We start from the raw sequence: 16,735 nt of genomic DNA on the forward strand, positions 1-16,735 counted from the left end.
GCGACAGTAAGGCCGGGCATGGGAACTTGCCAGTGCGATAAATTGGTAATATAATTTTACCAAAAGGAGGAATGCCATGGAGATGCCAAAGCCAAGCCCGGATGTTCTGAGCCGGAAATCTGCGCTTGTTGCGCGGCTGTCGCGGGTTCTGCCCGAAGATGCGATCATCCATGACCCCTCCGAAACCCGCGCTTACGAGTGTGACGCTTTGACGGCCTATAAATGCCCGCCAATGCTGGCCGTGCTGCCGTCAAGCACACAGCAGGTTTCGGATGTTCTGCGCATTTGTCATGACGAAAACGTGCCTGTGGTGCCGCGCGGCGCGGGCACTTCACTGGCCGGTGGAGCCTTGCCGACCGCGGATTGCGTCATTCTGGGCGTCGCACGGATGAATGAGGTGTTGGAAATCGACTATGACAACCGCTTCATCAAAGTACAGACGGGTCGCACCAATCTAAGCGTTACCGGTGCGGTCGAGGAAGAGGATTTCTTCTACGCCCCCGATCCGTCTTCACAGCTGGCCTGTGCCATTGCTGGCAATATCGCGATGAACTCGGGCGGAGCGCATTGCCTCAAATATGGGGTAACAACAAACAACCTGTTGGGCGTGACCATGGTCATGATGGACGGCAGCGTTGTCGAAATCGGTGGTGCGCATCTGGATGCACCAAGTCTGGACCTGTTGGGCGTCATATGTGGGTCCGAAGGTCAACTGGGTGTGGTGACCGAGGCCACGCTGCGTATTCTTCGCAAGCCCGAGGGCGCACGACCGGTCCTGATGGGTTTTAATGACAATGAGGTTGCGGGGCAGTGTGTCTCGGACATCATCCAATCGGGCATATTGCCGGTCGCGATCGAGTTCATGGATACATTGTGCATCAGGGCCTGCGAAAACTTTGCCCATGCCGGGTATCCCGATTGCAACGCGCTGCTGATCGTCGAAGTGGAGGGGTCTGACGCTGAAATCGATTATCAGCTTTCGAAAATCATCGAGATAGCAAAACGCCATGACCCCGTTGAATTGCGCGAAAGCCAGTCGACCGAGGAAAGCGCCAAGATCTGGTTGGGTCGGAAATCTGCATTCGGTGCCATGGGACAATTGAACGATTATATGTGTCTGGATGGGACGATCCCGGTGTCAGCCCTACCAACCGTTCTGCGCCGCATCGGAGAACTGAGTGAAGAGTTTGGGTTGCCGGTCGGAAATGTGTTCCACGCAGGCGACGGAAATATGCATCCGCTGATCCTGTTCGATGCCAACAAACCCGGCGATCTGGAAAAATGCGAAGCTTTTGGGGCAGAGATTCTGAAGCTGTGTGTTGACGAGGGCGGCTGTCTGACTGGGGAACATGGTGTGGGGATCGAAAAGCGGGATCTGATGTCTCATCAATATTCACCTGCCGACCTTGAGGCGCAGATGGCGGTTAAGGACGTTTTCGATCCCAAATGGCTGCTGAACGCGGCCAAAGTGTTTCCGCTCGACGTGTCGGAGCCGCGGCGTATGGCTGCAGAATAAGGGGGCGCTGCCCCCTTGCCCCCGGAGTATTTTGGAAAAGATGAAGCCAATGAGACCTGAGACTGAGGCCGATCTGGCAAAGCTGGTGGTCGGGTTAGAAAAACCTGTACGCATTGTCGGAGGCGGGACGCGTGGAATTGCCAGCCCGTATACGGAAATCGAAACCGGAGCTTTGCGCGGTATTACGCTATATGAACCCGGGGCGCTGACCCTTGTTGCACGGGCAGGGACGCCCTTGGCCGAGATCACGGCGACGCTGGAAGCAGAGGGTCAGCACCTCGCGTTTGAGCCGATGGATCATCGCGGATTGCTGGGGACTCAGGGTGAACCGACCATTGGCGGCGTCGTCGCGGCCAATATTTCGGGCCCGCGACGGATACAAGCCGGGGCCTGCCGGGATTTTCTGCTGGGGGTACGCTATGTCGATGGGCGCGGGCAGGTGATCAAGAACGGTGGCCGCGTGATGAAGAACGTCACCGGGTACGATCTGGTCAAATTGATGGGCGGGTCCTGGGGTACTTTAGGAGTTTTGACCGAAGTTTCGCTGAAGGTGCGTCCAAAACCAGAACGGGTGGCAACATTATCTGTTGGGGTTCGGGATGCTGGCACTGCGGTTCGGGTTCTGTCCACCGCACTGAGATCTCCGTTCGAGGTAACGGGGGCTGCGTATGATCCTGACGCTGGAAAAGCCCTGCTTAGGGTCGAAGGTTTCGCGGGCTCGGTCGCATATCGCACAGGCAGATTGACGGCTGAACTGTCTAGGTTTGGTGAGATTACAGAGGAAGCAGGTGCAGACACGCTTTGGGCTGGTATCCGCGATGCTCATCCGTTTCAGGGGCAGGACGGGGATGTCTGGCGGCTTTCCGTAAAACCCGGAGATGCGGCCGAAGTTTCTGCGCGTGCTGAAGCGGATCAGTTGCTGTTTGACTGGGGCGGTGGACTTGTCTGGCTGCGCGTCCCGAAGGGCACGGATCTGCGCGCGCGTCTAGGTGTGTTTTCTGGCCACGCGACAGTTGTACGAGCGGATGCAGAAACAGTCGAGCGACTGGGGCGTTTTCAACCGGAGAACGCGGCCGTCTCGACCCTGACAAAGGGGTTGCGCGCGAAATTTGACCCACGTGAATTGTTTAATCCGGGGCTGATGGGATAGGTTTATGCAGACATCATTCTCAGAACGGCAGCTGCAAGACCCGGCAACCAAGCGCGCGAACGAAATTCTGCGCAATTGCGTCCATTGCGGATTCTGCACGGCGACTTGTCCGACCTATCAGGTTCTTGGCGACGAGTTGGACAGTCCGCGCGGGCGCATCTATCTGATCAAGGATATGCTCGAAAACGAGCGGCAGCCCGATGAAAAGACGGTCAAACATATCGATCGGTGCCTGTCCTGCCTGGCTTGCATGACCACTTGCCCATCAGGTGTGCACTATATGCATCTGGTCGATCACGCGCGTGAATATATCGAGGCGAATTACAAACGCCCTTTGGCGGATCGTATTTTGCGTTGGGTTCTGGCGCAGATCCTGCCCTATCCGATGCGCTTTCGCTGGGCTCTAATCGGGGCGAAACTGGGTCGCCCGTTCTGGTTTCTCATGCCAGATGCCCGGTTGCGTGCCATGCTGGACATGGCGCCCAAGAACATTCCGCCGGTCAGCCGTAACGATGACCCTCAAAGCTTTGCGCCCGAAGGCGAGCGGAAAATGCGGGTGGCGCTGATGACGGGCTGCGCACAGAAAGCGCTGAATACTGACATTAATGACGCCACGATCCGTCTGCTGACCCGGCTGGGATGTGAGGTTGTGGTGGCTGAGGGTGCAGGATGTTGTGGAGCGCTGACCCATCACATGGGCAAGGTGAAAGACAGCCACGCAGCCGCAATCGCCAATATCAGGGCCTGGATTCGCGAGATGGACGGCGGCGGATTGGACGCCATCGTGATCAATACCTCAGGCTGTGGGACGACGGTCAAGGATTACGGGCATATGTTCCGGAACGACGCGCTCTCGGTCGATGCTGCGCGGGTCTCGGGTATCGCGATGGATATCAGTGAGCTGGTTATGAAGCTGAGTCTACCCGAACGGCGTGATCAGGACCTTACAGTTGCGTATCACGCAGCCTGTTCGCTGCAGCATGGGCAGAAGATCAAGACCTATCCCAAAGACCTTCTGAAACGTGCCGGGTTCAAAGTGGTCGAGCCTGCCGACAGCCATTTGTGCTGCGGTAGCGCAGGGACTTACAACCTGATGCAGCCGGAAATCTCGGGTCAGTTGAAGCAGCGTAAAATCAGGACACTTGAGGTCAAGAAACCTGATATCATCGCAGCAGGCAATATCGGTTGCATGATGCAGATTGGGTCTGGGACCCAAGTGCCAGTCGTTCATACGGTCGAGCTGCTGGATTGGGCGACAGGGGGGCCAAAGCCACCCGCCTTGCAACGGGCAGAGGGCGCTGTTCCCATATTGCGATGAGCCGCCCTGATGCCGACCCGCATCATTTCCTGAGGAAATACCCCTGTACACCGATCGCCCTATTTTTGCCCAACGGGGCACGTAGGACAAAAGCTTCAGAGTGAGTCTCCGGAGACCCGAGTGCGCAACTGGATTAAGGCGATTGTGCTTTGTGCTTTGCCGATGGCGGCTACAGCACAGGACACCAGGCTGGAAAGCCTGGAGACCTCGGATTCCGGGCGCGAATGGATGGCTGTCGGGCGTCTGGATATTGCAGGAAAAGGGTTCTGCACCGGAACGCTTGTGTCGCCGACCCTTGTGCTGACAGCGGCGCACTGCCTGTTCGACAAGGTGTCCGGGCAGCGGGTGAACCCGTCCGATATCGAATTTCTGGCCGGGTGGCGGCTGGGCCGCGCTTTGGCTTATCGAACGGCAAGACAAGCTGTAATTCACCCGGATTATCAATTCAGTGCTGAGTCGTCGACGGACCGTGTCGGCGCGGATGTTGCCCTAATCGAGCTTTGGCAGCCGATCCGCAACACATCGGTCATTCCGTTTGAATCAGGAGATCAGCCGCGCCGGGGCGCGGAAGTGGGCGTGGTGTCATATGCACATGACCGGTCAGAAGCGCCTTCGTTGCAACAGGTTTGTTCGGTCATGAACCGGCAGGCAGGCGTTATGATCATGTCTTGCGACGTCGACTTCGGGTCTTCAGGAGCACCGGTTTTTTCTTTTACAGGCGCGCGCCCTCAGATCGTGTCGGTTGTGGCGGCAAAGGCCAGCATGGATGGCCAGAGCGTTGCGATCGGAACTGCGGTTGAACATTCGCTGCAATTGCTGCGAGACGAGCTGTCTGCCGGGCACGGATTTGGATTGTCGACCTCCGGTTCGGGGACGGGCAAGAACGTCGGTGCAAGGTTTATCCGGCCATGACCAAGGTCTTTCTAAGTCTGCTTTTGGGCCTGAGTGTTCTGGCGACCGCATCCCATGCGCAAGCCAACAAACGCAAGCTGACAGACCGGGACGACCTTTACGGTTGGGAAGCAATCGGGCGGCTTGATGTGCGCGAAGAGTCCTATTGCACAGGTACGCTGATTGCGCAGGACATGGTGCTGACCGCTGCCCATTGTGCTGTGGACCGTCGTACCGGGGAAACATACGCGCCCGAAGACATCACGTTTCGTGCGGGTCTGAGCAACGGCAGCGCGTTGGCCGAGCGTCAGGTCACGCAGATTGCGGTTTTGCCCGGCTACGCGTCAAATAACCCGCTTTCGCACGAAGGCGTTCGGATGGATGTCGCCCTGATGCGGTTGAATGAGCCCATCCCGTATTCGATTGCCGATCCTTTCGTGTTGTACAGCGGGCGAGTTTCAGGAAACGAGATCAGCATAGCCTCGTATGGGCGCGGACGATCCGAGGCGATCACGCGGGAAAGGTCGTGCCGCGTTTTGGATCGCAGGCAAGGCCTGATCACTTTTGATTGCGACGTCACTTTCGGGTCTTCCGGATCCGCCATTCTGGCAAAAAACGGATCGCGCTGGCAGGTTTTGTCCGTGGTTTCAGCGGTTGGCACGAACGGTCGCAGAAAGGTGGGGTTCGGCATGGAGCTTGACGAGGTCGTGGCCGAGCTCAAGTCCATCATGCGGCGCGATGCGCCAAAACCAACGGCTACGATCCGCCGGTTACAGGCTGGGTCCGGTGCGTCCGGGTCTGGCGCGAAATTCATCAGCTCCGGCGGGGGTTGAACTCGGTCAAATCGCTTCCCATGTCACTGATATCGGATCGCCACAACGGGGTCCGTTATCAACATTGGTCCGTCCAGCCGGAGGGCCAGATCGTGAATCGCTCAAGACTGAGGATATGACACATGCGTACATTTGATTTTGCACCGCTGCACCGCGCCACCATTGGCTTTGACCAGATCGCCGACATGATGGATCGCGTTCTGACCAATGATGTGGCACAGCCAAGCTATCCGCCTTACAACATCGAAAAAACCGATGTCGACACCTACCGTATCTCGGTGGCCGTTGCCGGTTTTTCGGAAAGCGACCTGTCCGTTGAAGTGAAAGAAAACTCGCTGGTTGTTGCCGGTAAGAAGGCATCCGAGGACAAGAGCCGCAGCTATTTGCATCGCGGCATCGCAACCCGCGCGTTCGAACGTCGCTTTGCGCTGGCCGATCATGTCCGTGTCACCGGCGCAAGCCATGAAAACGGAATGCTGAACATCGACCTGAAGCGCGAAGTGCCCGAGGCACTGAAACCGCGCCGGATCGAAATTACCTCGGCCAAAGCCATCGAAAAAGATGTGGTTGACGCCAAGGCCGTGAACTGAGGCTTTGAAAGCCTAGCGGCAGTCTCCTCCTCCCGGGCTGCCGCAACACCCGCGCCCCGCGTTCCTCCAGACGCGGGGCGTTGTTCTTTGATGAAAGCGCCTTTGCACATCAAAGCGTCGGCCCGGTAAACTCGGCTACACTCGTCGTGAACCTGTGCTAGAACTTGCAGATGTCGACGACATCCACGCAGACCAGACCGGCTATTCCCCAATCGCTTGCGGTTGTTGGCGTACTTTTCGCATCAGTCTGTTTCGGGCTTGTTCCCTATTTCAGCAGGGGATTGACCGAGCAGGGCGTCGCACCTTTCGCCGTCGCATTCTACCGCTACATCGTTCCGGCGGTTTTGTTACTGCCAGTTCTCGTCGTACATCGAAAAGCCTGGCGCGAGATTTGTTGGGGTCTTGCGGTCGGAGTGGTGATGGGGCTTGGCTGGATCGGATATGTCACAGCCCTAAAGACACTGCCCGCATCGACGGTGGGCGTGCTCTATATGACATATCCGGTTTTCACGTTGATCATTGCGTGGGCTTTGTTCGCCGATACTCCCACAAGGCGCGCGTTTCTTGCGTCTGGCCTCATCATTCTGGCTGCCATCATAGCAGGCTCGCCAGCATCCGTTCCGGTCGAGCACATTCCTACGCTCTTAATCTCGCTGGCGGCGCCATTTGGTTTTGGCTTCGGGATTTCTGTTCTGGTCCACAGGTTGTCCCGAATTGCGCCACTTGCACGCATTGCTTCGGTGTCTCTGGGATCGGTTCTAGGGCTTTTGCCTTTGATGCTGAATGCAGACGTTTCCACGCTGCTTCCTGACGGTCAGTCCGATTGGGTTCTGATCATTGGAATTGGATTGGTCACGGCGCTTGTGCCGCAGCTTGTCTACACGATCTGTTCGCCGCTGATCGGAGCTTCTCAAACTGCGGTTGTCGGAAGCATTGAATTGCCCACGATGTTTGCAGTCGGGTTCTTCGCGTTTGGAGAAGCGATCACAACTGCGCAAGCCATAGCCTGTGCCTTGGTCATAGGGGCGATTGCAATCACCAGAAGTCGGGTGACGCGCACCGTAACGACCGTGATAGCGAAAGACGAAAAGACCTAAGTTTGGGATCGGATCGGGCCCTATACGAAAACTCCCCGCGAAGCTTGCCCGCAGGGAATTCATGCTTGGTGAAATAAGGTCATTGCCCAGCCGTCACCGGCCCGTTTGACCGGAACAACGCCTCGCCTGTGGGCAGAATGGCCACCGCCCCAAGGCGATGGCCGCCAGATCAGACCGACATGCAGACGTATTTCATCTCAAGATAGTCTTCCATGCCGTGATGGCTGCCTTCGCGGCCCAGACCGGATTGCTTGACGCCGCCGAACGGGCCCAGCTCAGTCGAGATGATGCCGGTGTTCACGCCGACAATGCCATATTCCAGCGCTTCGGCCACTTTGTAGACGCGGCTCAGGTCCTTTGCATAGAAATACGAGGCCAGTCCAAAGATCGTGTCATTCGCCATTGCGATCACGTCATCTTCATTCTCGAACTTGAACAGCGGTGCCAGCGGGCCAAAGGTTTCATCCTGCGCCACCATCATGTCCTGAGTCACTCCGGTCACGATGGTCGGCTGAAAGAACGTACCGCCCAGATCGTGAGGCAAGCCGCCGGTCAGAACGGCGCCGCCCTTGTCCGTGACATCCTTGATATGCTCTTCCACCTTGGCGACCGCATCGGCATTGATTAGCGGACCGGTCGTGGTGCCCTCGGCCAGACCGTCGCCGATTTTCAGGGCTTCGACCGCCGCTTTCAGTTTGGCAGCGAACGCGTCGTAAACACCGGCCTGTACATAGATGCGGTTGGCACAGACACAGGTCTGGCCGTTATTGCGGAATTTGCACAGCATCGCGCCTTCGACCGCAGCATCCAGATCCGCGTCATCAAACACGATAAAGGGTGCATTGCCGCCCAGTTCCATCGAGCATTTCATGACCTGATCAGCAGCTTGCCGCAGCAGGATGCGCCCCACCTCGGTCGAGCCGGTAAAGGTCAGCTTGCGTACACCGGGGTTTTCGCAGAACTCCTTGCCGATCTCGCTGGCCTGAGATGAAGGCACCACGTTGAACACACCAGCTGGCACGCCGGCTTGTTCCGCCAGACGCGCCAGAACCAGCGCGGACAGTGGCGTTTCTGCCGCCGGGCGGGCAACAAAAGCACACCCCGCCGCCAGCGCAGGTCCTGCCTTGCGAGTGATCATGGCGTTGGGAAAGTTCCAGGGTGTGATCGAGGCCGCTACACCAATGGGCTGTTTCAGCACCATGATCCGTTTGTCGCGCTGATGCCCGGGGATCGTCTCACCATACACCCGCTTGGCCTCTTCCCCGAAAAATTCGATGAAGGAGGCACCATAGCCGATTTCTCCGATGGCCTCAGCCAGTGGTTTGCCCTGCTCCGCGGTCAGGATCTTGCCCAGATCTTCGGCGTTCTCCATCATCAGGTCGAACCAGCGCCGCAGGATCACCGCTCGTTCCTTGCCGGTCAACTTGGCCCATTCCTTTTGCGCGGCTTCGGCCTGTGCAATTGCTCCGGCGACTTGCGCTCGGCTGACATCGGCCACTTTGGCCACCACATCGCCCCGGGCCGGGTTGGTCACGTCGAAAGTTCCGTTGTCACCGTCCACCCACTGACCACCGATATAGGCTTTGGTTACAAGCAAGTCAGGATTCTTCAGAATTGATTTCAGATCGGTCGTTGCGTCCAGCATGTCATTCTCCGCGCAGAAGTTGAGTTGCCGCACCCAATCAGGTGTTGAGGGCTTTGTCTATGTCCACCGATGCGGGTCGATCAGCCCAGATTTGATCAAATTATTTTCAGACCCAATCGTTGCAGCATAGTCGCAGCGTTGAGTTCTACGTCAGGTTGCGATCACGTGGCTTTCCTTTCCACCCCAAGTTTGCCAGAGTTTGCGTGATTTTTGGACTCAAGGGGATGTAAATGACCGTAACATTCCCTATCTTATTGGGTAATTAAAGAAAAAAAGGACAGCAGAGATGTCGAACCAGCAATTCGAAGCGCTTATCAAAGAAACGCAAACGAAAGTGCGCGAAAGCCAGTCGCAGATTGAGGGGCTGACCTCGCGGATCGAAGCGGCGCGGGCCAAGATTGGAACGGCCGAGGCCGATATCGACATCGAAAATGCCACGCTTGAGGATGTTCACGCCCATACTGAGGTGATGAACGCCAACATCGCCGAGCTGATCATGGGTCTGGACGATGTTACCAACGCGTTTTCCAAGGATTTCGACGAGATGCGCTCGAAAACCGGGTGGGAGTCGTTTGTCGGCATCTTTTCCAAGGGAAAATCCGAGTCGCTCCGGCAAGAGCGGATGCGAACGGCCAATATCGACGACAAATTGCAGGACCTGATCGCCAAATCCGATGTGATCGTGAAGCTGTTGCAAGGGCAGCTGACTGTGCTGGAAGAGCAACGCGTAAAGGTCGAGGATAACCTGACAGGCACGCTGGACGATCGCGAGGCAACCGTGGCCGAACTGGAAGCACTGCGGGCCGAGATCCAGGGCATGGACCCGGCGATTATCACGCTGGAAAACAAGATCAGTGTCGAACAGGACGCCGCCGCGCGCACCCAGCTGGAAACTCAGCTGGCCGAGCTGAACAAGCAATACAACGCCAAGGTTCAGGAAGAGCAGGTCAAGTTGGCCAAGTCTCAGACGCTGGAGCGTTATATCGAAAAGGGTAAGACCTGGGTCGATTCACTGCAGAACCAGGCGGCGACGCAGATGGTGCTGATCAACAAGCTGCAGACAGACACGCAGCAGCGCGTGGTGCTGTATGACGCCCTGACCAAATCGCTGAAAACCGCGCAGCAGCAGGACGTGGCCCACCGCATCAACGAGATCGGTGTGCAGACGGACCAAGAGGCGCAGACGGCGATGGCCGCCATCGGCACCGCGACCAACCAGAAGATGGCCGACATGCTTGAGGCACACGAGGACCACATGGTCTTTGCTCGCGACGTGCTGGAGAAAAAGGCCAAGGCGGATGAACGCTTTGCCCGCCGGTTTGCCTCGATTGTCGAGAAGCATGACAAGAATTTGTATGGCGGATGAGGTGGTTCAACCTCTAATCTCGGAAGTTCTTCTTTTGCCTTGGCGGTTTCAGCAATGCCGCACAAACGGGTGTAATAAATCTGCCAATGAGTAACCCCACCAAAGACCATGTTGGCCTGACCGACACTTTCGCCTCGCGCCGGTATTTCCGCAAATTCGAGGTGATCACCGTCCACCTGTTGCGCGTGGCGGCGACGATGGAGGCCGAGGGCGCGATTAGCAAGCAAGAGGTGCGGATCGTGTCGCGCTACCTCTCGGGGCTGCTCTACACCTTTCGCGCGCTTAGCATGAAATACCTGCTGGTTGGGCGCGATACGGGGCGGTTCTTTGGCAGCCTCGCCATGGACAAGCGCGACAGCGGGTTTCCGGTGGCTGCCGAGTTGCTGACCATGGCCAATGACGCGCAACAGGCGCAGGTGCATTTGGCGAATATGCCCTCGGAAGATGACCTGAAAACCGACATGGTCCGCACGATCATTGGCGACCGGGAAATTCCAACCAAGCTGCAATTTGCGCTGTCGCAAAGGCTTTATTACGAAGAGTTGCTTAAGGGTCAGTTGTTCTGGGCCCGCAACGATCCCGAATGTCACTGGATCGGGAATGAGGGCGAGCGGCGCAAGTTCTTGATCCACTGGGCGGTCTATGACAGTCAGGTCAACCTGCCCGTCATCTATCTGATGCAGCTGGAGGACACAGGCAAAACCGCCCTGCCCAAGGACCAACGCCGCTGGCCCGAGGTGCAGGCACATCTGATGGCGCAATCGCTGGGCGGTCTGAAATTGGTGACCATCGCCAAGGGCTTTGATCAAGATTTCGATGACCTGCATCCCAAACACCTTCGTCGAATCCATGTGGGGCCGATGTATTCCTCGGCCTATACCGAACAATCCGGCCCTTTGCGGCAGGTGTTGGAGGATGCGCAATCTCCGCAAGGGCAGGATTGGGCGCTGGCCTGGACAACCGAAGAGCTGCACAGCGAAGAGGTCATCGAGGAGCGCGCGGGCTGGTTTTCAACTGTCGAGCGCGAGGTCTTTGCGCTGGATCCTTTCGGCGGGCAGGGGGCCGAAACCGGCGCCACCCGCACCCAACGGTCGATCATCCTGCCACAGCGCCCGTTTCAGGTGCTGGCCGAACGTAACCCGCCGGGGTTTGCAGATGTGCGCAAGTTCGTCGTCAGCAATGCCGGGCAGGTATTGAGGTACTAATTTTCGCCTTCGGCGAGAGTATTTTTGAAAAGATGAAGCAAGGGCGGTTTGTTAGATGAGTTTGACGTCAGATCAGATGGAATTGCGCGAAGACGACATTCGCAAGCATTATCCGGCAGCGACCGCTTTGCTGAACGGGTTCGAACACGCGCCGCGGATCGCCAAAGCCGTGGAATCTACCGTTGAACGCTCACCAGGTGTTTCGACTGGTCGGCGGTTTCGCTCGACGACACCGGGGTTGGTGACACGCCGGACCGTGCGCGCAGACGGGGTGCATCTGGTTGAGAGGATCGAAGCCTCGGACGATGGTGACGCCTTGGTTTCGCCGCCGCAGGCAACTGCACAACAGGCGATCCGCCGCGCCATCGCAATCGCTTTGGCCGTGGCCGACACTTATGCGGAACAGACCCCGCTTGCGGATCTGAAACGCGCAAACCTTGCCGGGGATCTGCCCGCCGCGCGGAAGACCGAGTTTTCGGAGGTTCTGACAGCCGAAGCGCTGATCACGATGCACACGTTCGGCAATGCGCTGGCCTATCTGTTGTCCTCGCATCTGGGTGAGACCACGGTTGATATTGGTGAGATCGAAGAGGTCCTGACAGACAACGGCCAACTTGCCCTGCACGGCGCGTTGTGGGAACTGGACCAGACGCTGGCCAAATACGCCTCGGACGATGCCCACCTGATCGCCGCCACCAGTGCCTATGCCGAGCAACTGATGGAGAAGTCAGCCCTGCGCGCAGGGTCCGCAGGTTACCTGGCCCCGTTCCAGAACGCAGCCTGGCATATCGAGGCCGATGATCTGACGATCCGGGGGTTCGAGCCGGCCTCCAAGGCCAAATCCACCACCTTGACCATGACGTTCAAGAAGCCGAACGAAGTGGTCGGCAACCATATCGCCAAATATCAGGCGATGAAGCTGGCCAAGATGGTGATGGCCTATGATTTCGACCGCCGCCTGAACCCGTTTGCGGAACTTGGCGGGTTCATCTTCACCTTCATGGGTGACGGCAAACCGGGCACCGGCAAGACCACGCTGATCCAGATGATGGCCGGGCTGATCAACGAGTATTGCCAGAACGCGGGCTATCCGTTCCGCTATCAGAACCTGAGCACCGACAATATCGACAGCTATCAGGGCAAATCCGGCCAGAACGCCAAGGCGTTTATCAACACGATCATCGACCCGTCGGTCATCGGGTTCGGCACCATCGACGATATCGACCAGCTGGCGGGTAAGCGCGGTGACCGTCAGTCGTCAGCCGGGCAACTGGAAATCACCGCCGTTCTGATGGAGAGCTTTGCCGGTGCCAACACCGTCGTGCGCGGCAACTGCACCTTTGGCATGTTCTCGAACTACCCTGAGAATGTGGACGACGCCCTGCGCCAGCGGGCGGGCGCGCGGTTTCTGGTGGACGGGCCGCAAACGCGTGAGGATTACATCGACATCCTGCACCTGCTGATGGGTCGCAACCACGACATCCCGCTGGGCGAACACGAGGCTTACGCCGCGCAGGAAATCAAAAAGGCCGTCGCCGCCAGTTTCGAAAGCCATTCCCGCCCGCATGAGGATGCTTTGTTGCAGGTCTATGACCGGGTCTCGGGCGAGATCGGTCAGATGGACACAATCGCCAAGCTGGGTACCTACCTCAAGGCGATCCAACAGGCGGATGAACGGTTCACCGGCCGTGCGATCAAGAACATCACCGACGCGGTCAAGGTCCGCGCGATGGATTTCGAACTGCCCGACGAGTGGATGGAAAACCCCGACCTGTTTCTGTTCCGCGACTATGACACCAAGAAAGCGATGATCGAGGACCTGCGCCAGCCGATCACGGTGGACATGGTGATACAGGAGATCAACCGCTACGCCGACAGCGAATTCCGCTATGCCGACAAGAGCGACGAGGTCGCCATCGAAAACGCGGTGCGCGAGATGGGCCGGATGGAAGAAGCCAAGCGGCGGTATTTGGAGGGGAAGGGGTGACGAAAGAACGTCCTCAAAAAGTCCAAAACACCATTAGCAATCCAGTTTTTTGGGGAGTATCAACTAGCGCGCTGCTATTGCTAGTTGTTGTAGGGCTGAGTTTCTCACCTGCTTGCTCTCAAGTTGTTGAACACGCCGCCACATGCCCGACAAAATGGCAATACCTAGTTCAAGCACCCCCAAACGAACTGGGCGATGCACTTGCTGGAATAGCTGGAACTTTAGCGTTTGTCTGGATAATTGTGACCGTCTCGCTTCAATCGAGGGAACTTCGACACCAAAGATCAGAGCTAGCTTTGATGCGACAAGAATACGAAAAAACCTCTGGTGCTTTGGAGTTGCAAGCAGCAATTATGCAAAAAGAGGGCAAGGTTGTTCAGGAACAACGTCACGATGCATTAGCAGAGTCTCTAATTGCTAAATTCAAGACTGACTTGCCAGCGATGCCTTCAGTTTTCGTCACGTGGATTTTCACAAAAAGGAATTCAAATGACAATCAGGAGACAAAGGTTAAAATTTTTGACTTCCAAAATTTAGAAGTCACTGACGAAGACGTGAGAAAGATCTCCGTTTCTTGTAACCTTGTTAGAATGTACTGTTTTTCGGAGCAAATGGACAAACCGGAAGAGCAACACGTTTGCCTAGTGAAGCCTAAACTTACTCCTCTTCACCACACCCTACTGGCAGCAGTCGGACGAATTCTTGAAGAAGAGCCGAATTGTTCTGCTGCGATGCGCGTCAGAATACGAGGTTTAAGGCTGCCAGAATTGAAAGAGTCATTGCAGCGATTGGTAGACTACAAAGATTATTGGAGTGATGAAGTGTTCTTCGACGAGGACACAGACCAATGATCCGCCTCATCAAAAAAGGCCTGATGTTTGGCAACCTCATCCACATCTCCAGCCCGGCTCTGGTCGAGCGGTATAACCGCGCATTGCAGCATCTGGCGGGCAAGACCACGGCGCTGACGGATTTTCATGTCGATATCTCGGGCTATTCGCCGGAGGTGGGGATTGAGCTGGAGGACGATCTCTACCTCAACCCCAACGGGGTCAACCGGCAGTTCATCCTGCTGACGACCGAGCAGAAACGCGCGCCTTTGCTGAACGTCAAATTCTCGACCTCGCGCGATATCCTGCGCGAATTCATCGAGATGAACGAGGCACAGCTGTTTGCCCTGACCGCCACTGATGCGGTGGCCGGAGAGCTGGTGAATTCGGTCTTCAAACTTAGCAGTCCCCGCGATCTGTTCAATCTGCGCAAGATCGAGATTGAGGCCGACACCGCAGGCGGCACCTTGCGCAAGGCGCAGCAGCTGGCGGGCATGATCGAACAATTCAAAACCGCCGAGGACGCCTGGTTCGACGATGTGCTGATCGCGAAGATGATAGAAACGGCCAAGGAAACCGGCGACGTCACGCGCAACCCCGTCCATCTGCGCCACACGGATTTTGAGCAACGCAATTTCTGGACGGCGCATTTCGGCGGGCTGTACCTGTTCCCGGATCTGGACCACCCGGCGGCGATCTGCATGGGTGACAAGCCTGACGATTTGCCGATCAAATACGTTTTTGACCCGTCGCAGCGGAACCAGATTGCAAAGTTTCTGGATTACAATGATCTGGTCGAACCCATCGTTAAGGCGCGCGGCGTGGATGAGGCCGCGATCCTGCAGCAGAAGATGGATTTCCTGACTGTCGACGCGGCAGCGGATGCAGATGTCGACCTGACCGGACTGGACCGAAGCGATATGCGGCGGTTGGCGCGCAATCACTCGGATCGCTTGCCCAAAGCCTATCACGGCCTTGCGCAACTGCTGCGCTGGGCAAGCGATGGGGGGCCGTGGCCGCGTATCACGTCGGATCATCCGGCTTATTTCTACACTTTGCGCGCCGCTGACACGCCGAACCGTGATCTGGTGAACATGCTGCTGGCCGAACTGGCCCCGCTGGACCCGCGCCAGATGTTCATTTGCCACAAAGAGCTGTTCTATAGCACCTATTCCAGATGGCCCGAGAGCAAGAAAGCCTATGTTGCCGACTTCCTCGCGCGCGAGTATCAGGTGGACAAGCAAGGGGCCCGTGCCGCGCTGTTCGGCCATGAGCCGGATATGAGCGGAGAAGACCGGGTCAGCGATGACATAATCGCGCGTGTTGGTCCGTGGGGTTCGGTAAGGAAAGGCTGAAATGTTCGGGTTATTGCGCCTTTTGCTGATCTTGTTGGTGATCCAGTCGATCGCCTATGTCGCGCTGTCTTTCTACTCGCGCGGGATACGCCGTCGCAAACTGGAAAGCTGGTGGGATGAGAAGGGCAAGACAGGCAACAAGGACGCTTTTGTCGAACGCGGATTGCATCTGTATGACAATTCGTTCCGGCGCAAACTGATCCTGGGTGTCTATATTGTGCCATGGGTGGCGATTGGCGCGCTGATCTACATCGTGAATTACATGTGAGGGTTTAGGCATGGCCTACGTGAAATGGGCGTTCATCATCATCTTCTGGGGAACGATCGCGGCGGTCCTGCAATACTCGCTGCCGCAACATGATGTTGTGCGTATCGTAAACACCTACGAAGAGCGGCAGGATCTGAACGACTGGACACGGATTTTCTGGTCCGAACCCGAAGACCAATCCACCAGCCTGTCCAACCGGGATGTGCAATTCATTCAGGCTGTGCGCGAAAATGGCAAGCCGATCGTGTACCGAAACGAAGACACCGGGTGGGGGTGGCCACCCTACTTCAAGTTCGACACAGCGAACCTTTACACCGAAGCCAATGATGCGAAATCGACCAAGGAAAACCCGAAATGGGTGGTCGTGACCCATTACGGGTGGCGCAACGAGTTCATGTCGATCTTTCCCAACGCCATTTTCATCAAACATGTGGAAGGGCCGGATGTGCAGGTCATTCCCTGGTTCAACATCATTTTCCTGACAATTTTCGCCGCGCTGGTCTGGGCGGTTTGGGTGCGCTGGCGCAGGTTCCGAAAGGCCCGAATTGATCCGATGATCGAGAATGTGGAAGACGGCTTTTATGCGGCCGGTGACGCGATTGAAGAACGCCGAAACAGATTTCAGCGCTGGCTGGACAGCTGGAAATCGAAATAGGCCTTAACGTCACGGGCGTGTTTGTGGCA

General features: G+C 56.9%; 15 protein-coding genes. 14 read left to right on the top strand and 1 reads right to left on the bottom strand.

All coding sequences use genetic code 11. The annotated features are described in order from the left end of the window. Window positions 1–76: 76 nt before the first annotated feature. The 7 genes from ACR0BZ_RS11485 to ACR0BZ_RS11515 all read left to right on the top strand — a co-directional run bounded on the left by ACR0BZ_RS11485 (window position 77) and on the right by ACR0BZ_RS11515 (window position 7,395). Complete coding sequence (locus ACR0BZ_RS11485) at window positions 77–1,516, top strand: FAD-linked oxidase C-terminal domain-containing protein (protein WP_480920243.1); 1,440 nt, start codon at window positions 77–79, stop codon at window positions 1,514–1,516. A gap of 49 nt (window positions 1,517–1,565) precedes the next feature. Then, a complete protein-coding gene (locus ACR0BZ_RS11490; RefSeq protein ID WP_480920244.1) occupies window positions 1,566–2,666 on the top strand; it encodes an FAD-binding protein in 1,101 nt (366 codons plus the stop codon). Between the two features lie 4 nt (window positions 2,667–2,670). Beyond that, the gene (gene glcF / locus ACR0BZ_RS11495; RefSeq protein WP_480920245.1) at window positions 2,671–3,984 is read left to right on the top strand and encodes a glycolate oxidase subunit GlcF; all 1,314 of its coding nucleotides are present in this window, start codon (window positions 2,671–2,673) and stop codon (window positions 3,982–3,984) included. A 120-nt stretch (window positions 3,985–4,104) separates the two neighbouring features. Continuing rightward, the gene (locus ACR0BZ_RS11500; RefSeq protein WP_480920246.1) at window positions 4,105–4,896 is read left to right on the top strand and encodes a trypsin-like serine peptidase; all 792 of its coding nucleotides are present in this window, start codon (window positions 4,105–4,107) and stop codon (window positions 4,894–4,896) included. Continuing rightward, window positions 4,893–5,708 (top strand): trypsin-like serine peptidase, encoded by an 816-nt coding sequence (locus ACR0BZ_RS11505; protein WP_480920247.1) that lies wholly within the window; start codon window positions 4,893–4,895, stop codon window positions 5,706–5,708. Before ACR0BZ_RS11500 ends, ACR0BZ_RS11505 begins: the two co-directional genes overlap by 4 nt. A gap of 122 nt (window positions 5,709–5,830) precedes the next feature. Then, window positions 5,831–6,298: an Hsp20 family protein gene (locus ACR0BZ_RS11510; RefSeq protein ID WP_209599221.1), complete on the top strand. Its 468-nt coding sequence runs from the start codon at window positions 5,831–5,833 to the stop codon at window positions 6,296–6,298. Between the two features lie 170 nt (window positions 6,299–6,468). Continuing rightward, window positions 6,469–7,395 (top strand): DMT family transporter, encoded by a 927-nt coding sequence (locus tag ACR0BZ_RS11515; RefSeq protein ID WP_480920248.1) that lies wholly within the window; start codon window positions 6,469–6,471, stop codon window positions 7,393–7,395. A gap of 169 nt (window positions 7,396–7,564) precedes the next feature. Here ACR0BZ_RS11515 and ACR0BZ_RS11520 read toward each other — a convergent pair whose 3' ends face one another. Then, window positions 7,565–9,040 carry an NAD-dependent succinate-semialdehyde dehydrogenase gene (locus tag ACR0BZ_RS11520; protein WP_480920249.1) on the bottom strand — a complete coding sequence of 492 codons (1,476 nt, stop codon included), beginning with the start codon at window positions 9,038–9,040 and terminating at the stop codon, window positions 7,565–7,567. 286 nt (window positions 9,041–9,326) lie between these two features. Between ACR0BZ_RS11520 and ACR0BZ_RS11525 the strand changes: the two genes are divergently transcribed. From ACR0BZ_RS11525 to ACR0BZ_RS11555, 7 genes are all read left to right on the top strand, one after another. Then, window positions 9,327–10,406, top strand: a complete 1,080-nt coding sequence (locus ACR0BZ_RS11525) for a coiled-coil domain-containing protein (protein ID WP_267365200.1) — start codon at window positions 9,327–9,329, stop codon at window positions 10,404–10,406. 86 nt (window positions 10,407–10,492) lie between these two features. Then, window positions 10,493–11,611 carry a hypothetical protein gene (locus ACR0BZ_RS11530; RefSeq protein ID WP_480773968.1) on the top strand — a complete coding sequence of 373 codons (1,119 nt, stop codon included), beginning with the start codon at window positions 10,493–10,495 and terminating at the stop codon, window positions 11,609–11,611. A 55-nt stretch (window positions 11,612–11,666) separates the two neighbouring features. Next, window positions 11,667–13,598 (top strand): AAA family ATPase, encoded by a 1,932-nt coding sequence (locus tag ACR0BZ_RS11535; protein ID WP_480920250.1) that lies wholly within the window; start codon window positions 11,667–11,669, stop codon window positions 13,596–13,598. Beyond that, on the top strand, window positions 13,595–14,449 hold the full coding sequence (locus tag ACR0BZ_RS11540; protein ID WP_480920251.1) for a hypothetical protein: 855 nt from the start codon (window positions 13,595–13,597) through the stop codon (window positions 14,447–14,449). Before ACR0BZ_RS11535 ends, ACR0BZ_RS11540 begins: the two co-directional genes overlap by 4 nt. Further along, window positions 14,446–15,783 carry a DUF6638 family protein gene (locus ACR0BZ_RS11545; RefSeq protein WP_480920252.1) on the top strand — a complete coding sequence of 446 codons (1,338 nt, stop codon included), beginning with the start codon at window positions 14,446–14,448 and terminating at the stop codon, window positions 15,781–15,783. Before ACR0BZ_RS11540 ends, ACR0BZ_RS11545 begins: the two co-directional genes overlap by 4 nt. A gap of 1 nt (window position 15,784) precedes the next feature. Beyond that, window positions 15,785–16,051 carry a hypothetical protein gene (locus tag ACR0BZ_RS11550; RefSeq protein WP_480920253.1) on the top strand — a complete coding sequence of 89 codons (267 nt, stop codon included), beginning with the start codon at window positions 15,785–15,787 and terminating at the stop codon, window positions 16,049–16,051. A 10-nt stretch (window positions 16,052–16,061) separates the two neighbouring features. Further along, entirely contained in the window at window positions 16,062–16,706 is a 645-nt protein-coding gene (locus ACR0BZ_RS11555; RefSeq protein WP_480488151.1) for a DUF1523 family protein, read from the top strand. Window positions 16,707–16,735 lie beyond the last annotated feature (29 nt).

This window comes from Ruegeria sp. P8 (assembly GCF_056534665.1).